This is a genomic window from Pseudomonas sp. HB05 (genome assembly GCF_016756915.1).
Lineage (GTDB): Bacteria > Pseudomonadota > Gammaproteobacteria > Pseudomonadales > Pseudomonadaceae > Aquipseudomonas > Aquipseudomonas alvandae.
Genome location: NZ_JAESPG010000014.1, coordinates 1 through 23416, shown reverse-complemented (window position 1 = coordinate 23416; position 23416 = coordinate 1). Strand labels below are relative to the sequence as shown.

The 23416-nt window shown below is 62.0% G+C and carries 18 protein-coding genes; 1 reads left to right on the top strand and 17 read right to left on the bottom strand.

Annotation, left to right across the window (positions count from 1 at the left end):
* Positions 1 to 19: 19 nt before the first annotated feature.
* From JMN22_RS14195 to JMN22_RS14115, 17 genes are all read right to left on the bottom strand, one after another.
* A complete protein-coding gene (locus JMN22_RS14195) occupies positions 20 to 409 on the bottom strand; it encodes a hypothetical protein (protein ID WP_198797015.1) in 390 nt (129 codons plus the stop codon).
* Positions 406 to 1815: a PAAR domain-containing protein gene (locus JMN22_RS14190; protein WP_198797014.1), complete on the bottom strand. Its 1410-nt coding sequence runs from the start codon at positions 1813 to 1815 to the stop codon at positions 406 to 408. The genes JMN22_RS14195 and JMN22_RS14190 overlap by 4 nt, the downstream gene beginning before the upstream one ends.
* Positions 1812 to 2345, bottom strand: coding sequence for a hypothetical protein (locus JMN22_RS14185; RefSeq protein ID WP_198797013.1), 534 nt, complete (start codon positions 2343 to 2345; stop codon positions 1812 to 1814). Before JMN22_RS14185 ends, JMN22_RS14190 begins: the two co-directional genes overlap by 4 nt.
* Positions 2346 to 2636: 291 nt before the next feature.
* Positions 2637 to 3128, bottom strand: coding sequence for a GNAT family N-acetyltransferase (locus JMN22_RS14180; RefSeq protein ID WP_030137993.1), 492 nt, complete (start codon positions 3126 to 3128; stop codon positions 2637 to 2639).
* Positions 3129 to 3143: 15 nt separating this feature from the next.
* Complete coding sequence (locus JMN22_RS14175) at positions 3144 to 5240, bottom strand: biotin/lipoyl-binding protein (protein ID WP_198797012.1); 2097 nt, start codon at positions 5238 to 5240, stop codon at positions 3144 to 3146.
* 1 nt (position 5241) lies between these two features.
* On the bottom strand, positions 5242 to 6561 hold the full coding sequence (locus tag JMN22_RS14170) for an efflux RND transporter periplasmic adaptor subunit (RefSeq protein ID WP_198797011.1): 1320 nt from the start codon (positions 6559 to 6561) through the stop codon (positions 5242 to 5244).
* The gene (locus JMN22_RS14165) at positions 6558 to 7334 is read right to left on the bottom strand and encodes an efflux RND transporter periplasmic adaptor subunit (protein ID WP_198797010.1); all 777 of its coding nucleotides are present in this window, start codon (positions 7332 to 7334) and stop codon (positions 6558 to 6560) included. Before JMN22_RS14165 ends, JMN22_RS14170 begins: the two co-directional genes overlap by 4 nt.
* A gap of 261 nt (positions 7335 to 7595) precedes the next feature.
* Positions 7596 to 10031 carry a PEP-utilizing enzyme gene (locus JMN22_RS14160; RefSeq protein WP_198797009.1) on the bottom strand — a complete coding sequence of 812 codons (2436 nt, stop codon included), beginning with the start codon at positions 10029 to 10031 and terminating at the stop codon, positions 7596 to 7598.
* 9 nt (positions 10032 to 10040) lie between these two features.
* The gene (locus JMN22_RS14155) at positions 10041 to 11483 is read right to left on the bottom strand and encodes a TIGR01777 family oxidoreductase (protein WP_198797008.1); all 1443 of its coding nucleotides are present in this window, start codon (positions 11481 to 11483) and stop codon (positions 10041 to 10043) included.
* Positions 11476 to 11964: a cell division protein gene (locus JMN22_RS14150; protein ID WP_198797007.1), complete on the bottom strand. Its 489-nt coding sequence runs from the start codon at positions 11962 to 11964 to the stop codon at positions 11476 to 11478. Before JMN22_RS14150 ends, JMN22_RS14155 begins: the two co-directional genes overlap by 8 nt.
* A gap of 281 nt (positions 11965 to 12245) precedes the next feature.
* Positions 12246 to 13112: an ABC transporter permease gene (locus tag JMN22_RS14145; RefSeq protein WP_198797006.1), complete on the bottom strand. Its 867-nt coding sequence runs from the start codon at positions 13110 to 13112 to the stop codon at positions 12246 to 12248.
* Between the two features lie 12 nt (positions 13113 to 13124).
* Positions 13125 to 13985 (bottom strand): ABC transporter ATP-binding protein, encoded by an 861-nt coding sequence (locus tag JMN22_RS14140; protein ID WP_198797005.1) that lies wholly within the window; start codon positions 13983 to 13985, stop codon positions 13125 to 13127.
* Positions 13986 to 13990: 5 nt separating this feature from the next.
* A complete protein-coding gene (locus tag JMN22_RS14135; RefSeq protein WP_198797004.1) occupies positions 13991 to 15016 on the bottom strand; it encodes an ABC transporter substrate-binding protein in 1026 nt (341 codons plus the stop codon).
* A gap of 37 nt (positions 15017 to 15053) precedes the next feature.
* Positions 15054 to 15956 (bottom strand): TauD/TfdA dioxygenase family protein, encoded by a 903-nt coding sequence (locus JMN22_RS14130; RefSeq protein ID WP_198797003.1) that lies wholly within the window; start codon positions 15954 to 15956, stop codon positions 15054 to 15056.
* A gap of 427 nt (positions 15957 to 16383) precedes the next feature.
* Positions 16384 to 17751: an HlyD family type I secretion periplasmic adaptor subunit gene (locus JMN22_RS14125; protein ID WP_198797002.1), complete on the bottom strand. Its 1368-nt coding sequence runs from the start codon at positions 17749 to 17751 to the stop codon at positions 16384 to 16386.
* The gene (locus JMN22_RS14120; protein ID WP_030138005.1) at positions 17741 to 19897 is read right to left on the bottom strand and encodes a type I secretion system permease/ATPase; all 2157 of its coding nucleotides are present in this window, start codon (positions 19895 to 19897) and stop codon (positions 17741 to 17743) included. Before JMN22_RS14120 ends, JMN22_RS14125 begins: the two co-directional genes overlap by 11 nt.
* A gap of 37 nt (positions 19898 to 19934) precedes the next feature.
* Positions 19935 to 21284 carry a TolC family outer membrane protein gene (locus tag JMN22_RS14115; protein ID WP_030138006.1) on the bottom strand — a complete coding sequence of 450 codons (1350 nt, stop codon included), beginning with the start codon at positions 21282 to 21284 and terminating at the stop codon, positions 19935 to 19937.
* A 360-nt stretch (positions 21285 to 21644) separates the two neighbouring features.
* On the opposite strand from JMN22_RS14115, the gene JMN22_RS14110 reads away from it, so the two are divergent.
* Positions 21645 to 23416 (top strand): retention module-containing protein (locus tag JMN22_RS14110; RefSeq protein WP_198797001.1); only part of this gene is annotated, 1772 nt, incomplete at its 3' end.

Here is a 23416-nt window from a genome sequence, read left to right as displayed (position 1 = left end):
ATCATGCTGCTCGCCCAAGCTACTTAAATTTCATCAGCAAATACACAACTATCGCCCAGACTAAGGAAGCGTACACGATCGCCAAAAAAACAGTCAAAAGGCGTTTCAGACGCGGTGGGAAATTTTCAATATCGGTTGGATCTACATTACCGCTCAGTATATTTGCCCTTGGAAACACTACCATTCCGGCGATTTTCACGATCAGTATGATCCCCCCGACCCAGCCTCGCCTCCGCCATGCGGGGCCCCAAAGATGGATGTAGCGGCTGTTATTCAGGGCCTGCATCATGGCGTTCAAATGTCGGCGGCTCAGATAGAGGCAGAATAAAAAGCTCGAAAAGCCCAGCAGGGTGGGGCCGGCCATAAACCAAAAAGCCAGCCAAGACTTCCAGAACTCCTCCGGTATCATTGCAAAATTTCCTCGTACAGTACTTCCCCAATCCCCTCGCCCCCCATAGCACCCAGCGTCGTACCTCCCCACGCACCAGCCGCCACCACCGCGCCGACGCAGAGAACACCTCCAATGCCGGTAGTGACTCCTAGCAGTAAGCAAACAGAACCACTCGCAGCAGAAGCACCGACCCCTCCAATCCAGCCACCAACTGCTGACCCGACAAATTTCCCTCCCTCAGTAAACCTGACCCGCTCACAAGCCTCCTCTGAACCCCCGTTGCACACAGCCTGAACCGCCAGCACAGAAGACACCCCACCAATCCCAATACCAACATACCCACCCATCTGCATATATTTCGCAGCACGACTGGTCGCCTCCACATGCGTGGCATACCCCGGTATCTGCCCCGGCGCGCCAGCCTTGTTCCAATGATGAACCAGGCTGCGGCTCGAAATGCCAAGGGCGGTTTTCAACTTGGGATGGTCTCCCAGCGTCGTATGGCCGCGCAGGCGGGTGGAATTCAGCAAGTGAGCGTCCAACTGGGCGAGCAGGAGTTTGCGTTCGGTAAAGAATTGCGCTGATTTGAGATGCCCATGCTGGCGATAGCTGTCCTGGTGCAAGCGCTCCATGGCTTGCAGGGTGTCGCGCAGGCTCGCCAGGTGTTTTTCCATCACCACGGCGCTCACGCCCAGCCAGGTCGAGGTCTGGCCGGTGAAGCTGGCGATCTCGGCCGCGTGGCGGTGCATGAAGTCAGCTTGTTCGGCCGTCAGGTCTTCGAGTGCGGCATTGACTGTTTCCGCCGCCGCCATCACCTGCGCTTCTTCGCGAGTGCATTGCAGGTTGTTCGGGTCGCTCAACACGATCATCGAACCGGCTTTGACCACATCGCGGCGAGGGTTCAGCGCTCGGAATTTGCGCATCACCTGCGGGTCGGGCGCGGGGAATAGCGTGGCTTCCAAGGCTTCACGGCTCACGCTTTTAGGGACGACATAGAAACCTGGCTCCTGAGGTTCCAGGTGGGTGGATGCTCCGAACGGCAGCTGGCTTGAGGGGGCGAAGCTCGAATGACGCGGTGCAGCCGAGGCATAGGTCGCGGATTGTGGAGCCGGTTGAGCGGCGCGGCTGGCTCGCGGGGGAGGGTTTTCGTTCCTATAGCTGGCCGTGAATACGGAGGGGAGCAGTCGCGCGTTACAGGGGCAGCCACTTTGGCTGTCCAGCGTACCTGCCATGAGCCGGCCATTGCTGGTCATGTGGGTTACACCGCCGATGATCCGATACGTTTTGCCATTCTTGCCGCACGTAACCCGGTCACCTTCACAGGCATGAAGGAGGCCGTCCAGACTGAAGCTGGCATCCCCATCCAGCACCTTCCCACCACAGGTGGTTTCGTCACCGAGTCCAATGTAATAACCCCGGCTCATTGGATGACATCCTTCATCTCATCCGATCGTAGGTTGGCACCCTGTACCTGTTCAATCGCGGGCAGGAAGTCATCCGCCATCGGCACGCCTTCACGGGCAATGAGCAACAGTGCGCCTTGTGGCGTATTGATGATTTCATCGCCATTGCTCAGAACGCTACCTACCAGCGCAACATGGCTGTTGCCCTCGCCTGCGCCAGTGACGATCCGTGCAGTGCTCCCATCGGCATACACAACCTGGTCACCCTTGCACGCTGCGCGGGCCTGGCGTCCGTCCGCCAAAGGCAATTCCAGCGGTGCCGTACCTTGCTGGATTACCCCACCGTCGCGGGTCTGGCTGCCTTCGGTGGCGACTCGGTAAATGGCGATCGGTGGATGAGCCTGGGCGTACGCCTGTTGTTGGTTAACGCTCGCCAGCGCATGCTCGTCGAAACCGGCAAGTTGATGATCAGTAAAAGGTGAGTCGTCCAGACGACGGAGATATTCAGCGGATGCTTCGTTGGTATAGGCGAGTTGCAAGGATGCATGCATTTTTAAGGCTCCTACTCACGGGAAGTTGTCCGCTTGCCCCCTGCCAAGCCGAACGAATTTCAGAGCCATGAATAAGACGTTGTGTTGCGGGAAAGCTGCAATCCCGGGGGGTATGGATTTAGAACGAATAGGAAACGTCCTAGGCAAAAAACCGATTCTTCCTACGCTTCGGAGCGCTCCATCGCGGGTTGGCTCGGAAAGCGGGGGTTCAGCGGCGCGGGTGTCATGGGTACACCGCCTTCGCGAGCAGGCTCGCTCCCACGGGGGTTCTTTAGCGTCTGTAAGATCGGGTCAATTGCCTTTCGGATACCAGACCAACCGCTCCGCCGCGGGGTTGCGCTCTTGCACTTCGAAGCCCAGCGCCAGGTAGTGTCGGCGGGCGTGGGGGTTGCTGGCCCAGACCACCGTCGCCACCGGGCAGCGGATCTGTTGTGCGGCTTTCTGTACGCCTTGCAACACTGCCCGGCCATACCCTTGCCCACGGGCCTGGGGGACGAAAGCCAGGTAGAGGACGCGGATTTCGTTAGGGCCGAAATCGGTGCTCAAGGCGCCGATGGCGGTGCCGAGCTTTTCCACGACGTAATGCATGGCGTTGGGGAAGTTGTCCCCCAGGCCCTGCTCTTGGATCTCGAACTGCTGGGCGATCACTTGCTGCACCTGCTCGGGATCGCCGTCGATCCATTGCAAGTCCGGCCGCGCCGCTTGGTACAGGCCCTGCAGGAACGGACCATCGCTGACCCGCGATGGACGCACCACCAATCCTTCTGCCGCCACTGAGTCCATGCTCGCTCCCTGGATTTAGAACCCGCTTTCCCTGACGCCCAACGCCGCCAACCGACGCCAGGCCGCGCCCAATACCGACTCGCCCTTGCCCTGCAGCACCGCCACGCCACGCAGCGGCTGTACGGGGGCGGATGTGTCGTCCACCGCACTGAGCCGCACACCGTATTGCGCCTGCACCGGCTCGGCCCGTTGCTGCGAATCGCGGCGCACCGCGATCGGCCCGTGGTGGTCAGAGGTCAACGCCTGTTGCTCGACCCAGGCCACGCCGTTGGTGTCGATTTCGTTCAGTTGGATGGCAATCGAGGCGTGCATCGGATCGTCCGCAATAAACCGTCCGGTGGCACCAAGCGCGACCCGCCAGAGTTCGGCTTCGGTGAGGTAGCCGCGCAAGCGGGAGTCGGCTTGCACCACCCGCGCCAGCGGCTGCGTGGGCGATAACCAGCGCCCCACGGTCAGGTCCGCCAGCAGATCGCGCACCTGTCCGGCGTGGGGCGCACGCAACAGCAGGCGTTCACGCTGGGCAACCAGCCCTCGATAGTCGGCCACGGCTTCGGCCAGTTGCTGTTCGACAATGCCGGCATCGGCGGCGGTTTCACTGCGGCCGGCCTGACGGCGCATCTGCAGTTGCTGGATCTCGATTTCCCGACGGACGATCGCCAGGCGCGACGCCATGTCCGGCGATTCCAACTCGATCAATACGTCGCCCTGGGCCACGACCTGGCCGTCACGGACATTCACCTGCTTGACCCGCGCCGCCACTGGCGCATGCAAGGCGCTGGCGCGACCGGCCTCAAGCATCGCCGGCACTTCCACGGCACTGCGCCACGGCAACAGCAAGGCAAGTAGAACGACCAGCAGCACCAGACAGGTCAGCAACACGCGGGGGCCATGGGCCTGCTCGCGGCGGCTCCACCATTGCCGTCCTTCATTCACGATGGGCATAAAAATGAACCAGATCAATTCCACCAACATCAAGAAGATGCCCAGCACCTTGAAGAACAGGTGATAGACCGCCAGGGCAATACCGAAGAACAACGCCGCACGCCACAGCCAGGAACCATAGCCCCACACCAGCAAGCGCCGGCGCATTTTCGGTGACCAGGGTTCCGGGGCAGCAGCGCCATAACCGAACAAGGCTTCGCGCAAGCGCCAGCGACACAGGGCAAACGCACGGCCCTGGAGATTGTCCACAGCCCACAAATCGCTGAGCAGGAAGTAGCCGTCGAAGCGCATGAAAGGGTTCAGGTTGATGATCAGCGTGGTGATCCACGTGGCGCTGGCCAACATGAACGCTGCCGTGCGCGCCGGGCCGTCGGGCAACAGTGACCAGGCCAGCAATGCGATGCAGGCCAAGAGCAACTCCGCCAGTACGCCGCCCGCACCAATCAGCAATCGGGCCCGACGATCATTGACCCGCCAGGCGTCGCTAACATCGGTATAGAACATCGGCAGCAGCACCATGAACGCCACGCCCATGCTTTGCACGCGGCAGCCGGCACGCTTGGCCATGAACGCATGGCCGAATTCGTGACACAGCTTGGCAAAGAACAAGGCCACCCCGAACGCCAGCGCACCGCCGAGGCTGAACAGGTGGGGAAACGTCGCCAGGAACCGCTGCCAGTCCCTGGACACCAGGAAAATGCCCAGGCCCAGGGTCAGCGGTATTCCATAGCGCAGGATGCCGGGGCCGAACCGCGCGAGAAATGGCCAGGCACGATTGAGGAACGCATCCGGACGCCATAGCGGTATGCGGAAAAACAGGTATTGATGCAGCAGGATTTGCCACAGGCTCTGACGCTGGGAAGCGGTCTTGTATTGATAGCTGTCGCGTTGCTGCGGGTCCATCGCGCTGATCAGGTCATGGCCGCGCAAAAAGCCCAGCAATTGCTCCAGCGATTCGCCATTGAGCGGCAGGCCCGGTTCGCGGTTCGCCGCTCGCAATACCTGCTCCGGATCACCCAGGGACCAGTGCCGCAACATGCGCATCGCCGCCGCGCCCAGCTTGAAATAGCGTCCGCGTACCGGATCGGCCAGGGTCCATTGCGGCGAGCCGTCGGGGTCGGGGGCGGCGGCAGACAATTGCAGGTCCGACCGCAGGCTCGGCAGGTCCACGCTACAGGCCTACGCTCTGGCGCAGACCCGCAAGCGGCCGGCGCAACAGATACAACGCCAACGGCGCGCGATCACCGAAGATTTTCGCCGTGCCCCGCAGGCCGATGCGCGGCGCCGTGGCATCGAAACGCGCGTCCAATCGATAGGCCAACTGCCCGGCGGCGGTGGGCTGCGCTTCGTAGGCCGAACGCTCAAGCCGGGCCAGGTGTCGCTGCAACGGATCGCTGTCGAGAAACAATGCCACTTGCGCGCCTGGCTCCAACGCAATCGCGTCGCCCACAGCCAGCTCGATGCGCAACTCGGCCTGGTTCGGATCGGCGATTTCCATCAGCCGCTCGCCGGTCTGCACAGGTTTTCCGAGCCAGCGCTCGGCATCGGCGAATACGGCAATGCCGTCACGTTCGGCGCGAACTTCGCTGCGCTTGAGCAGCTCGATGGCATAGTTGCGCTCGGCACGTTTCTGTTCGACGCGAGCCGCCAGCAGGTCGATCTTCGAGCTGGATTCAGCATCGGCAAACGAGCGCTGGGAATTGGCCTTGAGTTCCGCCTCGGCCACACCCAATGCCCGCTCGGCGACATCGGCCTGGGCCTTGAGGGTGGTGCTTTCGAAACGCAGCAACAGGTCTCCGTTCTTCACCGCCTGGTTGGGCTTGACCAGGAATTCGGCAATCACGCCATCCAACGGCGCCGCCACCACCTGCCCGCCCAGCGGTACCACTTCGGCCGGGGCCAATACGGATTGGCGCACCGGGATCAGCAACCCCAGCAGCAACACCGCCACCAGTGCGACCTGGCGCTTGCGCGTCCAACGCAGGCGCCACGGCTTGCGCGGTTGCAGCGCCAGCCACGCATGACTGTAGGTGTCGCCGAGTTGCGACAGCAGCACTTGCTCCGGCGGCGTCCATGGCAGGTCGCGGGCGAACCACAAGCCGCCAAACACTTGGCCTTGATGATCGATCAAGGGCAGCCAGAACACTTGCCCGGCCGACAGGCTTCGCCAATCCGCCTGGACCGGCTCACTCACCTCGCCAGGGGCAATGACCCGCGCCTTGTCCAGCGATCCCTTCTTGAACAACTGCGCGACGGCTTGCTCGACAAATGCCACAAACGGCGCGTTCGGCTCGATGGCGCTGACGCCGGTCACGGCCTGCACTTTACCTGCGATCAACAACGCGGCATGACGAAAGCCAAACAGCGCCTGGCCGTCGTTGACCAGGCTGTAGCGCAACTGCTCGGGCGTGCGCGCAGCCCTGGTCTGGCGCTCCAGATCGAGGAAGCGGGCGAACACCTGCTCGGCGCTGCCCGTCACTGGCGCGTTCACTTCGACTCCGAGAAACGCGCCGTACCGCTCATGCCAGACAACAGACCGCTGGCATCCGGCACGCTCGCCACCAGCAGCAGCGTCTGGCTGCCCTCGTCGATGCGTGCGCCCAGGCGCTTGACCGTCGCTTGCAACGGCTTGCCGGTTTCATCGGGAACGAAGCTGAACGACTGGCCGGGCTTGAGCTTGCCCATCCAGCGCGAAGGAACCAACAGATGGATTTCCAGCGTGCGATTGTCCACGACGTCCAACAATGGCGCACCGGCCGCGACGCTTTCATAACGCTGGACCTTGCGCGCCACCACCTGCCCGTCAAACGGTGCGATGACGCTGCAGCGCTTGACCTGCACTTGATAAACCTGGGATTGCGCCTGCGCCTCGCTGAGACGGGCCTCGGCCCGCGACACCTCGAAACGTCCGACGGATTTCAGCGCCGCGAGCTGCCGATTGTGGGCCAGCTCTTCACCGGCGCCACGGCTGGCCGCCTGGGCCGCATTGAGCTGGGCCTGATAGGCCGAACAGTCGAAACGCGCCAGGGTGTCGCCCTTCTTGAACGACTCGCCCTCACTGAACGGCAACTCGACAATCCGCCCGGCCAACTCACTGGCCAGCACCGCCTGATCCCGCGCCCGAAGTACCCCTCGCGCCTCGTTGCCCGACGCACTGGCCGAAACGTTGCTCTCCAGCAACGGATCGTCGGACGCCGGCGTCTGCGCCTGCACCCCGCACGCTATAAAGGTCAATCCCACAACCCAACTGCATAAACGTCGCATGACCGTTACTCCCTGACGGATGGTCGGAGTCTACGACAGCGGTGGGGGGCGTCAAGGGGAGTAGTTGAGTGAAAAGAGAATACGCCCGGGGACATTCGCTGTGGCGAGGGGATTCATCCCCGCTGGACTGCGCAGCAGTCCCAAATCCTGAGACCTCGGTATGTCAGGCAGACCGCATTTAAATTGCTTGGGGTCGCTGCGCAACCCAGCGGGAGCAAGCTCCCTCGCCACGGGTTCTGTGATCAACAAATATCGCGCTGTCTACTCCACCAACCTCAACTCCCCATCGCAATACACCACCTCACGCCCCAACCACCCCACATCCGCCTGAGGCAACACTGCCGAAGGCTTGCGCAATTCGCGCAGCAGCGTCGAGCCATGGGACAGGCGACCGCCCATGCGCGCAATCACGGCGCGGGCGTTTTGGTAGTGGGCGTGGCGGCCAGGGTCCAGGGTGTCTTCCAGCAGGATGTCCTCGCCGAGGATGCCTTGGGCCTGGCCCGGGTAGATGAGGAATCCGCTTGCCTGTTCAGTGCCTTCACGACCGTCCTGCCAGAAGCTGCCGTCGCGGCTGCGGATGTCCGGGTGCGGTGCGAACCAGTGCGCGCGGTCAGCGGCCGGCATGGCGTGGTGCAGACGGAAAAAGATCCGCATCAGGTTATCGCGATACCATTCACGCACCTGCAAATAATAGCCGCGCAACCCCGGCAGGCCGGCGCCATGGACCAGGCGAATCGCCAACGGCCATTGAGGAAAGGCCTGCAATGGCAGCGCAGTCGGCGCCGGGCGCGGTGTGGCCGGGTCGGTCTCCCACGGCAGCCGATGAGGGCTGTGTTCGAGATCGTCATAGGCGGTCGGCGGTCGTCCCAGCCAGTCCCCGCCGCTGCTGGCCAAGGCGCTGGCAATGCACAGGTTGCCTTGCACCACGAACACGTAGAAGCGGGCAAACCAGTCGGCCAATTGCTGGCCGTTGGCGCCTTGTCCGGTCAGCTCGTGCAGCTCTCGATCAAAACGTCGCAGGCCGTTTTCCAGCGTCAGCAGATGCCCCCGGGCGATGCGTTGCATGCGTAGGAACAACGGCAGCGAACGCAGCAGGCGCAGTGGCCGCCAGGGCAGGTGCGGTGTCGCGCCGCCGACCTCGCCGGCATAGCTGCTGGCGCTGACGCCCCAATCAGCCAGCCGGGCGAGAAACAGGTCATTGTTGATGTACGAAGCGCCGCCAAACACTGCCGTGAAGGGCTCGTTGTCCTGCAGCACCCGCCGATCCCAACGCGCCATGATCGCCGGAATACTCGTCGCCGCACGGCGCTGCGCGTACTCCACCAGGACGCTGGGTCGGGGCGGCAGGATCTCGGCAATGTTGGCGGCAGTCAGGTGACGGCGCCAGCCGTAGTCGCTGATCGGGCGGTATTGCAACAGCCACAGCTGGGTCCCGTCCCAGGCCCATTCAACATCACCGGGCACGTAATGAAAGACCCGCAGCACGCCTTGCAGAAAGCGCCACAGCACTTCGGCGGTCAGGCCATAGGCAGGCCTGAAGGTGCCGCTGCTCCATGACTCGCCGAGGCGGGACATCACCGCGCGCTCGGGGCTCACTTGGCCATCGGCCAACGACTCCAGATGCCCCTCGACCCACTCCAATTCAACAGACAAGTGACGCACGAACGCGATCCCGGACAACCGTGGCGTGATGAAGCGCTGCACCACCACTTCCTCGACACCCGCCGCGCTCAACTCGGCAATGCGCGCCGGCACGTTGCACGTCGGTTCGCGCAGGAACGTGGTGCTCAAGCCGGCATTCGCCGCATCGGCCTGATCCTCGCCGTAGCTGGAAGAACGCACGGCCCAGGTAGCATCCGGCTGGCCGTTCAGAAAGCCTGGCAAACGTGGATCATCGCAATGGTTGAGCGACAGCGCCACAGGTACCGGCTGCCCAGCCAACACCGCGAGACGCAAGCGGCCGCCCTTGGTGTGCGCGACAAAATCACGCTCGCCGGATTCCAACCACGCGGCGAATTCAGCGGGCGAGTCGATCCACGGATAATGGCCCCAACCGGCCTTCAAGCTGATCGTCAAATCGGCACGGGCCAGAATGGCCGACCAGGCCGCCGCTTGGGCGACGCCCAACACCTTGTCTTGATCACCCCAGACCAGCTCGACCGGGTCGCTGATCCATTCCAGCAACGGCAACGCGGTGTCGGCGCGCACCAGGTCCCAATGCGGCACAAAGGCCCGGCAGCGGGCATAGCCGGCGCCCATGCGCTGGTATTGCGCGGGCGTCCAGGTTTGGCTGGAAAATTTATGGGCAAACAACGTCGGCTTGTTCGCCAGCAGCCAGTGGATGGTCTTGCGAATCGGCAACGGCGACATCAACGCCGGCAACCGTCGCTGCCACAAAAACGCGCCCACCGGCGCCAACAAAACGCTGCGGCAAAAGTGCCCCGGCTGGCGTTGCAAGGCGTGCAGCACCAGCAAGGCGTTCACGCCGACCGCCATGATCGCGCTGCCCCGGACCGTCGCCGCCAGCAACGCCTGGGCATAGGCCGCCAGGTCTTCGCAGGGAGCCTGGGGGTTATTGCCAAAGCCGGGCAGTTCCAACGGCACCACGTCGTAGCGTTGAAAATGCGGCAACGCGTCATCCCACCAATCGGCGGCGCTGCCGTTGCCGGCCAGCAGGTACATCCGGGGCTTGCTCATGGATGTTCCTCAGGCCAGGTCGCGCAGGGCTGCGTCGAGCGTCGGGTAACGGAACGCATAGCCGGCCTCGACGAGACGGTCGGGCACCACGCGCTGTCCATCGAAAAACAGCTGGGCCATCTCGCCAGCCAAAGCACGCACTGGCGCGGCCGGAATATGGAACCACACCGGGCGCTTGAGCACCTTGCCGACGCTTTCGGCGAACAGCGCCTGGCTGACCGTTTCCGGCGCCACCAGGTTGTAGGTGCCGCTCAGGCTTTGATCAGCGAAGGCCCGGGCGATCACCTGGATGACATCGTCGCGGTGTACCCAACTCATGATTTGCTTGCCGTCGCCCATCCGCCCGCCGAACCCCAGGCGAAACGGAATCAGCAATGGCAGCAATGCACCGCCCGGCCCGAACACCACACCCAGGCGCAGCACCACCTGGCGCACGCCCAACTCGACGGCAGGCTGCGCGGAGGCTTCCCAGCGCGCGCAGAGCTCAGCCATGAAACCCTCGCCCTGGCTGGCGCTTTCATCCAGGCTTTCACCGGCGTCACGCACGCCGTAAAAACCAATCGCCGAAGCCTGGATCCACAACGCCGGTTTGTGCCGCGCGTTTCTCAACCAGGCCATCAAGGCTTCGGTGGTATTGACCCGGCTGGCGATGAGTTGCGCCTGGCGCTTGGGACTCCAGCGCGGACCGGCCACCGGTGCGCCTGCCAGGTTGATCACCACGTCGAAGGTTTCTTCATGCCCCAGCTTGCCCAACGAACGCAGGGAACGGGCGCGACCGTCAAACAGATAGGCCGCTTTCAACGGGTCGCGAGCCAACACGCTGACCGTGTGCCCGGCGTCGAGCAGTTGATTGACCAATGTTTCGCCGATGAATCCAGTGCCGCCCGTGACCAGCACGCGCTTGTAGGCGCCACCGGCAAACGGATTGGCAGGCTTGCCCGCGCGTTGCATGCGCAAGGCCGCCAAGCCGTCGCGAATCCCCGAGGCCGTGACGCCGATGGCGAACAAGGTCAACAACCAGCCGCGCCAGCCGAGGTCGATAGCGCTCAGCCCGGTTGGCAAACTCGCCCACTGCGCCAATTGCACGCCATACAACGCGAAGAACGCCCCGCCGTTGACCGCCAGCACCGTGTGCATGATGCGTTCGATAGGCGGCAGCTTGCGGCTGCGGTCCTCCACCACGAAGTCCCAGAGCGTCAGGCAAATCTCCAGGGCGAACAGCAGCGCGATGACAATCGCCCACGTCCCCTCGAAAGCCAGATGCGCAATGCCCAGGAACAGGATCCCGTAGAAGCACGAGCGCAAGGCGTGGATCGACAGCTCCAGCCGCGCACTGTGGCGATAGGGCAAGGCGACGGTGAGTTCGTGGTGATACAAGGTGTCCAGCGCACCGAGGATTGCCTGGGCGATCAGCAGGGCAATGGCCCAGTCCAGCGATGAAAAATCAGCCATGATGGGATGCGCTCGATGCGTTGTCAGTCAGGGAAGTGCGGCGGTCGTGGCGATAGAGCCAGAGCAGCGGCAGCAATAAAACGAGCAAGGCAACGCTGTCGAACCACAGGTGCGACCAGACCCGTGCCTGGGCGGAAATCCACATGTCCTGGGGCGCCCACAGCAGGATGCCGACGATGAGCCAGCCCCAGGGCATGGCGCTCTTCAATCGATTGCCGATGTGGACGAGGGCGAGCATGTACAACCCGTAGCTTTGCAACGTGGCGCCGAACAACGCCAGCCACCAGACCTGTTGCGCGCGGGCCGTAGCAGGCACTGAATCGGCGCCCCAGAAAGCGAGTTCGATGGTGTTCAGATAGTCATCGAGCAAGCCGGAATGACCGGCCCAGGTCAGCATGAGGCCGGCAAGCAGATGCATCAGGGCCGCCGCGTACAACCAAACGACCAGGGCTTTGCGAAGGGGGTTGGGAGGGACTGGCATTCCGTGTCCTGAAGGCTTGCTTGGAGGCGGCAAGTCTAAAGGAAAAGGGAGGGGCTTTACTTGGCTAATTATGTTGAGGGTTTAACAAGCATTGCACCGCCCAGCCAGGCCACAGGCGCTTCTGTGGAGCTGCGTAGGGGCTGCAATCTTTTCCTGGGCATTGCTATCTCAAGCGAAAGATCAAAGATCAAAGATCAAAGATCGCAGGCTTCGCCAGCGCCTACAGAGTCGAGCGGGAGCAAGCTCCCTCGCCACGGGCTCCAAGTGATTTCAGGAATGGCTCAACGCTGCATCCCCCAGCGCTTCACCGTCACCCGCTCCAGACTGTCGAACACCAGGTTCTCCACCAACAGCCCGATCAGGATCACCACCGCTAACCCGGCAAACACCTTGTCGGTGTACAACTCATTACGATTCTGGAAGATGTACCAACCCAAGCCGCCCTTGCCACTGGTCGCGCCGAACACCAGTTCGGCAGCAATGAGGGTACGCCAGGCGAAGGCCCAGCCGATCTTCAGCCCTGCGAGGATCGACGGCAGCGCCGCCGGGATCAGGATGAACAGCACAAAGCGCAGGCCCTTGAGGCCATAGTTGCGCCCGGCCATGCGCAGCGTTTCCGACACGCCGAGAAAGCCCGCATACATGTTCAACGCCAGCGCCCACAGCACCGAATGCACCAGCACGAAAATCAGGCTGTTCTGCCCCAGGCCGAACCACAGCAACGCCAACGGCAACAGGGCGATGGCAGGCAATGGGTTGAACATCGACGTCAACGTGCTGAGCAGGTCGCGGCCCAACTGCGTCGACACCGCCAGGGTGGTCAGGCCAAACGCCAGGATGATGCCCAGCAGATAGCCCTTGAGCAGCACCACCAGGGAAATCCAGACCTTGCCCAACAGCTCGCCGCTGAGCAAACCGTCGTATAACGCGCTACTGGTCTGCAGGAAGCCCGGCAACAGCAGGTCATTGTTCTGGTAGCGCGCCACGCCCTCCCACAGCACCGCCAGCACAACCAGGATCAGACTTTTACGCAGCCAACCCTGCTGCCAGAGGCGCTGGCCCAGGGGCAATTCGCGCTCCAGCGGCACGTGGGTCAGCGGTTGCAGGTCGACTTCGTATTCTTCGCGCGCAGGCGATAATTGGCTCATGAACGGCTCCCCTTAATACGCAATACGGATGTCGGTGAAATCCAGCTCACGCTCGGTTTCAGGCGGCTGACCTTCATTGAACAGCAATCCATGAATCCGCCGCGCCGTATGCTGGAACCCCATGCCGCCGAGGCTGTGCAGGTCGTATTGATGGCTGTGGGTTTCCGCCCGGACACGGCCCGGATGGGGTGACAGCAACAAGATGCGATTGCCCACCACCAGCGCTTCTTCGATGGAGTGGGTGACGAACAACAGAGTGAAACGCACCTCCTCCCAGAGCAGCAGCAATTCTTCCTGCATCTTGCGTCGGGTCAGCGCATCAAGGGCGGCGAAGGGCTCGTCCATCAACAGGATCTTCGGCTGCATCGCCAGCGCCCGGGCGATTGCGACGCGGGCCTTCATGCCACCGGACAAGGTGTGGGGATAAGCATCGGCAAACGCCGCCAGCCCGACCTTGTCGAGATAATGCAGCGCCCGCTCCTCGGCCTCGCGACGCTTGAGCGTGCCCGACGCCAGCAGCGCGAACATCACGTTCTGCTTCACGGTTTTCCACGGCGGCAACTGGTCGAATTCCTGAAACACCACGATCCGGTCAGGGCCTGGCGCGTTGACGGTTTGGCCTTGCAAGCGAATCTCGCCTTCGCACGGCGCGATGAAACCGCCGATGGCCTTGAGCAGCGTGGACTTGCCGCAACCCGACGGGCCGAGCAGTACAAAACGGTCCGCCGGGTCGACTTCGAAACTGACTTGATGGGTGGCCCGCACCACACGCTGCGGGGTGCGGTATTCCAGGCTGACGTTATCGACTGACAGCAACGCCGTGCTGGCGGAGGTGGGGTTGCTGGCCGCGTGGCCTTGCAATGGCGCGTTCATGACAATCAGCTCCCTTGCAACGGTTTGGCGTCCTGGAAGAAATAGTCTTCCCACGACGCCGGTTTGTTTTTGATGGCGCCGACGCGGTAGAGGAATTCCGCCAGCGGGTAGGTGTTCTTCGGCGTGACGGTGAATTCGATCTGCGGGTTATCGATGATCTTCAGCAAGGTTGCTCGGTCAACCTTGGCCTTGGTCACCCGAAGATAGGTGTCCGCCGCAGCACCCTTGTCGTTCTGGGCGAACTCGGCGGCTTCGGTCAGGGCCTCGACAAAGGCCTTGTAGGTCTTCGGGTTTTCATCACGGAATTTCTCGGTGGCGAACAACACCGTGGGCGAGTTCGGCCCGAGCACATCATAGGAATTGAGCACGACGTGGACGTTGGGGTTTTGCAGGGCCTGGTCCTGGAACGGCGGGTTGGAAAAGTGCCCGGTCAACTCGGTGCCACCGGCGATCAACGCGGCCGTGGCGTCCGGGTGCGGGACGGCCAGGGTGTACTTGTCGAGGCGATTGAAATCCTTGTCGCCCCACTGCTTGGCGGCGGCGTATTGCAGGATCCGCGACTGCACCGAAACACCCACCGCCGGCACCGCGATGCGGTCCTTCTCGGTGAAGTCGGCGATGGTCTTGACGTTCGGATTGTTGCTCAACAGGTAATAGGGAAAGTTGCCCAGCGACGCCACCGCCTTGACGTTCTGCTTGCCACGGGTGCGATCCCAGACCGTCAACAACGGCCCGACGCCGGCCCCGGCAATGTCGATGGAGCCCGACAGCAACGCATCGTTGACCGCCGCACCGCCGGACAGTTGAGTCCAGTCGACCTTGATGTCGATGCCTTCCTGCTTGCCGTGCTTTTCGATCAGTTGTTGATCGCGCACCACATTGAGCAGCAGGTAAACGATGCCGAACTGCTCGGCGATGCGAATCTCGCCCTCGGCGTGAGCGCTGGCCGGCGCAACCAGGCTGCCGGCGAGCAGGCTGAACCCCAGGCCGATGGCCGCGGCCAACGGTGCAAAAGCAATGCGTTTGGACATGGTGATTCTCCAGGCTCTTTGCGCGCTGCGCAGCCGATCAGAAAGGGGCGTCGCCCTGGATGGTGGTGCGATACAGCTTGCGGCGCAGATGGCTTGGGCAACCGGCGGCCAAGTGAATCAACGAACGGTTGTCCCAGAACACCATGTCGTGGGGCTGCCATTGATGGCGATAGATGTTCTGCGGCAGCACGCTGTGGGCATACAGCTCCGTCAGGATGGCGGTGCTTTCATCCTCCGGCAGGCCGACAATGCGGGTGGTAAAGCCTTCGCTGACAAACAATGCCTTGCGCCCGGTTTCCGGATGCGTGCGGACGATCGGATGCACGACTTCGGCAACCTGGGCCAATTGCTCCGGTGTCAACGTCGGGCGCCAGTTACCTTCGAATTTGGTCTCGCTGTAGCGCGCCGTGTAGGAGTGCGCCGCCGAACGGCCATCGATCGCCTTACGCAGCGCTTCGGGCAAACCATCCAGCGCCTTGTGCATATCGGCGAACAACGTGTCGCCGCCTTCGCTCGGCAATTCCTGGGCATGAAGCATCGAGCCGAGGCTGGGCAATTCCTTATAGGAAAGGTCCGAATGCCAGAACTTGCCGGCATCGCCCAGGCCGATGGACTGGCCGTTTTCGATGATGTTGGAAACGATGAGGATTTCCGGGTGCCCGGCCAGCAGGAATTGCTTGAGCACATGGATCTGCAGCACGCCAAAACGACGGCTGAAGGCGATCTGTTGTTCAGGGGTGATGCGTTGCTCGCGGAACACCACCACGTGATAGTCGAGGTGGGCGCGGTGGATGCGGGCGAAATCCTGGTCGTTGATGGGCAGGGACAAGTCCAGGCCGATGATCTCGGCGCCTACGGCATCGGGGAATGGGTTGATGTCGAACGACTGCGGCGCAATGTTCGCGATAGGTGAATCTGAAAAACAAGAGACGGCTGGCATACATCACTCCCACGCACGGCGCGCTTGAACGGGCGCGCACTCGATCAAAACTCACGGGGTCACCGTGTTGGTTTGTGTCGTGCGGCGCGCCGATTGGTCGGCAGGTACGCAGGGGGATGACTTTAAAGGTATAAGAAAAGTATTTTAAATACTAAAATTGCATAAGTATATGGCAGAACCAATGGGGGCAACTCTAATCCTGCGAGCTTGCTCGCGATGGCGTCAGGTCAGACACGTATCTGTCGCTGACACACTGCTATCGCGAGCAAGCTCGCTCCCACAAGGGTTCTGGGAACGCCACGGTCCTGTGGCGAGGGAGCTTGCTCCCGCTGGGGCGCGCAGCGGCCCCAAAAAAGCGATGAGCGCTGCGCACTCAAGCGGGAGCAAGCTCCCTCGCCACAAAAGCGCGTGCGCCGCAAATGTCTATTTACCGCTCGTGCAACGCCTCGGACCGGGCCTTGATGATCGGTTTGAGCAGGTAGCTCAGGATGGTTTTCTTGCCGGTGATGATGTCCACCGACGCTACCATCCCCGGGATGATCAGCAAGGGCTTTTCAGGCGTGCCCAGGTGGCTGCGTTCGGTGCGCAGCTTGATGATGTAGTAGGTGGTTTTCTTGTCTTCATCGGTGATGGTGTCGGCACCAATCTGTTCCAGCTTGGCTTTCATCCCGCCATAGATGGTGTAGTCATACGCCGTGAATTTCACCGTGGCGTCCTGGCCAGGGTGCAGGAAAGCGATGTCCTGGGGACGGATTTTCGCTTCCACCAGGATCGTGTCGTCCAGCGGCACGATTTCTATCAGGTCGCTACCCGGCTGGATCACACCGCCAATGGTATTCACCAGCATCTTGTTGACGATGCCGCGCACCGGCGACGTGACCAGGGTACGGCTCACGCGGTCCTCCAGGGCCTTGCCGGTGGCCTGGGCCTTGTTCAGGTCGGTGCGCGCTTCGTTGAGTTGGGTCAGCGCTTCACTGCGGAATTTGCCGCGGGTCTCGTCGATCTTGCGCTGCACTTCCTTGATCGCCGATTCGGCACGGGGAATCGCCAGTGTCGTGGCGTCCAGTTGCCCACGGGTCTCGACTTCGGCGCGCTTGAGCCGCAGCACTTCCACCGGCGATACCGCGCCTTGGGCCACCAGCGGCTCGGACATATTGATTTCCTGGCGTTGCAGTGCCAGGCCAGAGCGATATTGCGCCTGCTTGGAAATGAATTCGCGCAGCTCCTGCTGACGCTGGATCAACTGCTCCTGCAAGCCGCCGATCTCATCGTGCAATTGCTGGCGGCGACTGATGTACAGCGACTCCTCACTGGCAGCCTGGCCCGGTACTGCCTTGAGTACATCGGGCGGAAACTTCAACGGCCTGTCATCGACTTCGGCACTCAGGCGCTCGACCCGCAACAGCATCGACAGGCGATCCGCCTCGGTTTCGCCGACGTTGGAGGCAAACCGGGTGTCGTCCAGGCGAATCAACGGCGCGCCGGCCTCGACGATCTGCCCTTCCTTGACGAACAGCTCAGCGACGATGCCGCCTTCAAGGTTTTGGATTTTCTGGATCTTGGACGATGGGATCGCCTTGCCGTCGCCCTTGGTGACTTCGTCGATCACCGCAAAGTTGGCCCACAACACCAGGAAAACGAAGAAGGCAATGATGCCCCAGATCGTCAGGCGCACCACGCGGGGAGCGTCTTCGATCAGCGCCTTGTTGACCTCGGGCAGCGGCTGGCCGTGCAGCGACTCGGAACCTTTGAAGTAGCGGCCGATAGCGCCTTTTGAATCCGATTTAAGCAACACTGATCTGCCCCTTCTTCAACGCTTCCATGACGGCGGCTTTCGGGCCATCGGCGAGGATCTGCCCCCGATCGATCACGATCAGGCGATCCACCAGCGACAGCAACGATGCCCGGTGCGTCACCAGCAGCACGGTCTTGTTTTCCACCACGGCGGCCAGGCGCTGTTTCAAGCGTTCTTCACCGGTGTTGTCCATGGCACTGGTGGGTTCGTCCAACAGCAGGATGGGCGGGTTGAGGAGCAGCGCGCGGGACAGGGCGACGTTTTGCCGCTGGCCGCCGGACAGGTTCTGCCCGCGCTCGCCGACTTGCAGTTCGTAACCTTGCGGATGCAGGCGGGCAAATTCATGCACGCCCGCGAGTTCTGCAGCCTGGAGCACCAGTTCATCTTCGACGTAGCGGGCGCCGGAGGTCAGGTTGTCGCGCAGGGTGCCGGCCAGCAGCTGGATGTCCTGGGGCACGTAGCCAATGTTGTAGCGCAACTCGCTGACATCGATCTGGCGGATGTCCACGCCGTCCACCAGCAACGCGCCGTCGTCCGGTTGGTAAAGGCCCACCAGCAATTTGGCCAGCGAACTCTTGCCCGAGCCGCTGCGACCGATGATGCCGATCTTCTCGCCAGGCTTGATCACCAGGTTGATGTTTTTCAACGCCGCGTTCTGCTGGTTCGGGTAGGTGAAGTTCAGCTGACGGCATTCAATCGCCCCCTGCAACACCTTGCGGCTCAGCGGACGCTCTTCGAAATTGCGCTCCTGTGGCAACTCCATCATCTGGTCGACGGAGGTCATCGTCACCCGCGCCTGCTGATAGCGGGTCAGCAAACCCGAGAGCGATGCCAGCGGGCTGAGGGCGCGGCCGCTGAGCATGTAGCAGGCAACCAGCCCGCCCATGCTGAGGTTGCCGGCGATGATCTGGTAGACGCCGAAGACAATCATGACCACACCGGCCAGTTGCTGGATCAGCAACGTGATGTTCATCGCCAGGCCGGACAACATCTTCACCCGCAGCTCAAGGCGACTGAGGGTGCCGATGGTCTGTTCCCATTGGTACTGGCGCTCGCTCTCGGCGTTGTTGACCTTCACCGCATCCAGGCCGGCCAGGGTTTCGATCAGGCTGGACTGGCGCTCGGCGCCCAGGGCCATGGTTCGCTCCATGGTCGCCACCAACGGCTTCTGCAGCGCATAACCGATCAACAGCGCAAGCGGAAACGCCACCACCGGAATCCACACCAGATGCCCGCCGAGGATCGCGATGACCATGAAGATCAACAGAGTGAACGGAAGGTCGATCAGGCTGGTGAGCGTCAGCGAGGCCAGGAAGTCCCGCAGGCTTTGAAACTCATGGATGTTCTGGGCGAAGCTGCCCACCCGCGCCGGACGATATTTCATCGCCATGCCGACGATACGCTCGAACAGCGTCGCCGAGATGATCAGGTCGGTTTTCTTGCCCGCCAGATCCAGGCACAGGCTGCGCAGCATTTTCAGGATGAGGTCGAACACATAGGCGCCGGTGATGCCGACCGCCAATACCCATAGCGTCGATTCGGCCTGGTTCGGCACCACGCGGTCGTAGACGTTCATCACGAACAGCGGCGCGGCCATGGCGATGATATTGATCAGCAGGCTGGCGGCGATGGCGTCGGCGTACAGCCAGCGGGACCGCTTGAGGGTGTCACGAAACCACGAACGCGCCCGGGGAATGAGCGTGCCGTGATTAACGTCAAATTTATGCTGCGGCTGGGCGAAGAACACCTTGCCGCTGTAGTCATCGGCGAGCAGGTCACGGCTGACGGTGACCTCACCGCCGTCGCTTTCGCTGAGCAGCAAACGCGCCTGGCCGTCCTCGGCCCAGCCCAGCAGGACGGCGCTGCGGCCTTCTTTCAGCAGCAGTAGCGCCGGCATGGCGATGGCGGGGATTTGCTCGAGCTTGCGTTGCAGCACCCGGCCTTGCAGACCGGCACGGGCCGCCGCACGCGACAATAATTCGACGCTCAGCCGTTGCTTGGGCAACGGCAGGCCGGTGGTGAGCATCGCCGCGCTGGCAGGCTTCTGATGCAGCATGCAGAGCGCCAGCAAACCATCCAACAGCGGGTCGTCGTGCAGCGTGCGCGGGTCATGGACTAGTTCGACTGGACTGACTTCTGATTCCACGCTCGGCACTCTGACTGATTGAAACGGGTTGGAGGACTCAATTCATCCCAGGCAACTGGACCTTGGGTTTCACGTCGTTCTGCACAACCGATGCCAACGGCGCGACCACACCCTGGCTTTTCAGCAACTGGCCCATGGTCGCCTTGATGCGGTACTGGGTGAACAGCTGCACATTCTTGATCTCCGCCAGGCGGCGGGAGGCGCTGAACAGCTCGTTTTCGCTGTCGAGCAAATCGAGCAGGGTGCGCTCACCCAGGCTGAACTGACGCTGATAGGCGGTGCGCACGCTGTTGCTGCGATCCACATATTGCTGGGCAACCGGCACCTGGGCGTTGGCGTTGTTCAGGGCGTTCCAGGCCAGGCCAAGCTCTTCGTTCAACTGGCGCAGCGCGTTGTTGCGAATATCCAACGCCTGGTTCGACAGGTAGGACTTGGACTCCAGGTCGGCCTTGTTACTGCCACCGGCATACAGGTTGAAGCGCATGCGCAGCATGGCTTGCCACTCGTTGTTGTGGCCGTTCTGGCCGTCCAGGTCGTTGTCGGCGGTGCGGCCCAACTCGGCGTCGAAGCGTGGGTAGAAGCTCGACTTGGCAGCTTCATATTGTTTCTCGGCAGCGGCGATGTCGGCTTCGGCCGAACGCAGCACCGGGCTGTTTTCCAGCATCTGGGCACGGGCTTCGGTCAGGTTGGCCGGCAACAGCGCCATAAAGTCGGCGGGACGATCCAACTGATCGGGCAGTTGGCCGACGGCGCTGAGGTAATTGGTCTCGGCATCGGCCAGGTTGGTTTGTTCAGTGATCAGGTTGTTGCGGGCCTGGGCCATGCGCGCTTCGGCCTGGTCCAGGTCGGCACCGCTGCCCACGCCACGGGAGGTGCGCAGCTTGATCTGGTCGTAAATGCGCTCGTGGCTCTTGAGGTTTTCCTCGGCCAGGCGCACGAACTCCCGACGGGTCAGCACGTCCAGGTAGACCTGGGCCACGGTCAGCCCGGTGCGCTCGGACGCGTCCAGCAAGGAATAAGCACGGGAATTCACGTTGGCTTGTTGACGCCCTACTTCGCTGGACGTCGCAAAACCGTCAAAAACCATTTGCGACAGACGCAGGCTCGACTCGCTGCGGTTCAAGGTTTCCCAATGATTATTACTGCCCGAACGGGTCGTCACACTGTCGGTGCCTTCACGGCCATAACCGGCTGCAAGGTCCACTCTAGGCAGGTAGCCGCCTTTGGCCGCCTTGAGCTGATAGTCCGCCGCCAGGCGACTGTTCACGCCGGCCTGGATTTCCGGATGGACGTCCAATGCCTGTTGCATGGCCTGCGGCAAGGTTTGTGCTTGTACGAAACTGGCGGCGAGGGCGAAAGGTAAAGCCTTGAGCAGGTGCGAACGCATGGTTGGTTTATTCCCGAAACTCTTGTCTTGAATCACAGCGAAACGTGGCGCTGCATCGGATGATGGCAACCGGAATGACCGTATGTCGGAAAGTTCAAAACAGGGGCTGGAACACGCACCGAAAGAACAGGTCGCCGCTTAAATATCAATGTGACATTACGGAAGCGATTGTTTAGGATGGCCGGCAGAAGGTCAATAGTTTGGCAGAAACAAAATACGCCGAAAAACACAGTCAAAATATTGTCATATTAAAGCGTCAAAACATTTCCCCTTAGTGAGCATGAACGTCCAGACCGCTATGGCCATCTAGGCTGTCGGGTCCATGGAAGTCTACTGAACGTGGTACCCGGAGAGTCTTCAATGAGCAGTGTTATTGCCGTTGTCAAAAGCATTGTTGGTCAGGTTTTCGCCGTATCCCCCGAAGGTATTCGGCGCGTACTCATTGAGGGCGATCGCCTGAATGTGGGCGACCAGTTGGACACCGGCCCTGCCGGCGCCGTCACATTGGAGCTGGCCGATGGCCGCACGCTGGACCTGGGTCGCGACACTCAGTGGAGCGCCAGCGCTCCGGACTCTTCCACCGACCTCGAACAGGCCACAGCCCAAGCCGCGCCGTCTGTAGATGAGTTGCAGCAAGCCATCGCCGCCGGCGTCGACCCGACGACCGCCCTGGAAGCCACCGCCGCAGGCCCAACCGCCGCGGGTACAGGTGGCGCCGCCGGTGGCGGCCACAGCTTCGTCGTGCTGGACGCCACGGCCGGCAGCGTCGATCCGACGATCGGCTTCCCGACCGCAGGCCTCGCTGCGGCCGCCGCGACCGACAACAACACCTTGGGCGGCGACACCGCCGATACGACAGCCAACGCCGTGCTCAATGCGACCATGAGCCTGAGCGCCACGCCGACCATCACCGAAGCCGGCGGCGTGCTGGTCTACACCGCAACCGTTACCCAGGCGCCACTGACCAACCTGACCGTGACCTTGTCCAACGGTGCGGTCATCGTGATCCAGGCCGGACAACTGACCGGTAGCGTCAACGTACCGCTCGCGCCGAACGACACCGTCTACAACGACCCAAGCCAGATCAGCGTGACCGTGACGGGTACCACCGGCGGCAGCGGCATCGCCGTGACCGTGCCGACCACGCCGGCAGTGACCCAGATCACCGACACCATCGACACCACCACCGTCACCCTGAGTGCGAACAACACGATTACCGAAGGCGGCCAGATCACTTACACCGCGACGCTGACCAATCCGGCTCAGACCCCGGTGACTGTGACCTTGAGCAACGGCTCGGTCATTACTATTGCTGCTGGTCAAACTACCGGTACCGTGGCTGTCGATACCCCAGCCAACGACGTCTACAACAACGGCAGTACCGTTAGCACCACGATCACCGGCGCAACCGGCGGCAACTTTGAGAATCTGGTGCCGAGCACGGCGCCTGCGGTGACTACGATTACCGACTCGGTAGATGCCACTACCCTGACGCTGACCGCTACGCCGACCGTGAATGAAAACGGCACGATCACCTACACCGCGACCCTGACCGGTGCTGACGGAAAACCCGTCACCGCTCAGAACGGTCCGGTTACCGTAACGTTGGAAAGCGGCAAGACCATCACTATTGCAGCCGGCGCAAGTTCGGGTGAGCTCAATGTGCCTGTCGGCAACGACGTGTACCAAGGCCCAACCACCGTCACCGAATCGATTGCTTCGGCATCGGGCGGTAACTTGGAAGCCATTGCTCCTAACACCGCTCCGGTCAGCACCATCGTTAGCGATGTCGATGACACCACCACGGTGACATTGACCGCTACGCCGACCGTGAACGAAAACGGCACCATCACCTACACCGCCACGCTGACCGGTGCCGACGGAAAACCTGTCACCGCGCAGAACGGTCCAGTGACCGTGACTTTGGACAGCGGTAAGACCATCACCATCGCAGCCGGTGCAAGTTCGGGTGCGCTCGATGTGCCGGTCGGTAATGACGTCTACCAAGGCCCGACCACCGTGACTGAGTCGATTGCTTCGGCATCGGGCGGTAACTTGGAAGCCATTGCTCCTAACACCGTTCCGGTCAGCACCATCGTTAGCGATGTCGATGACACCACCACGGTGACATT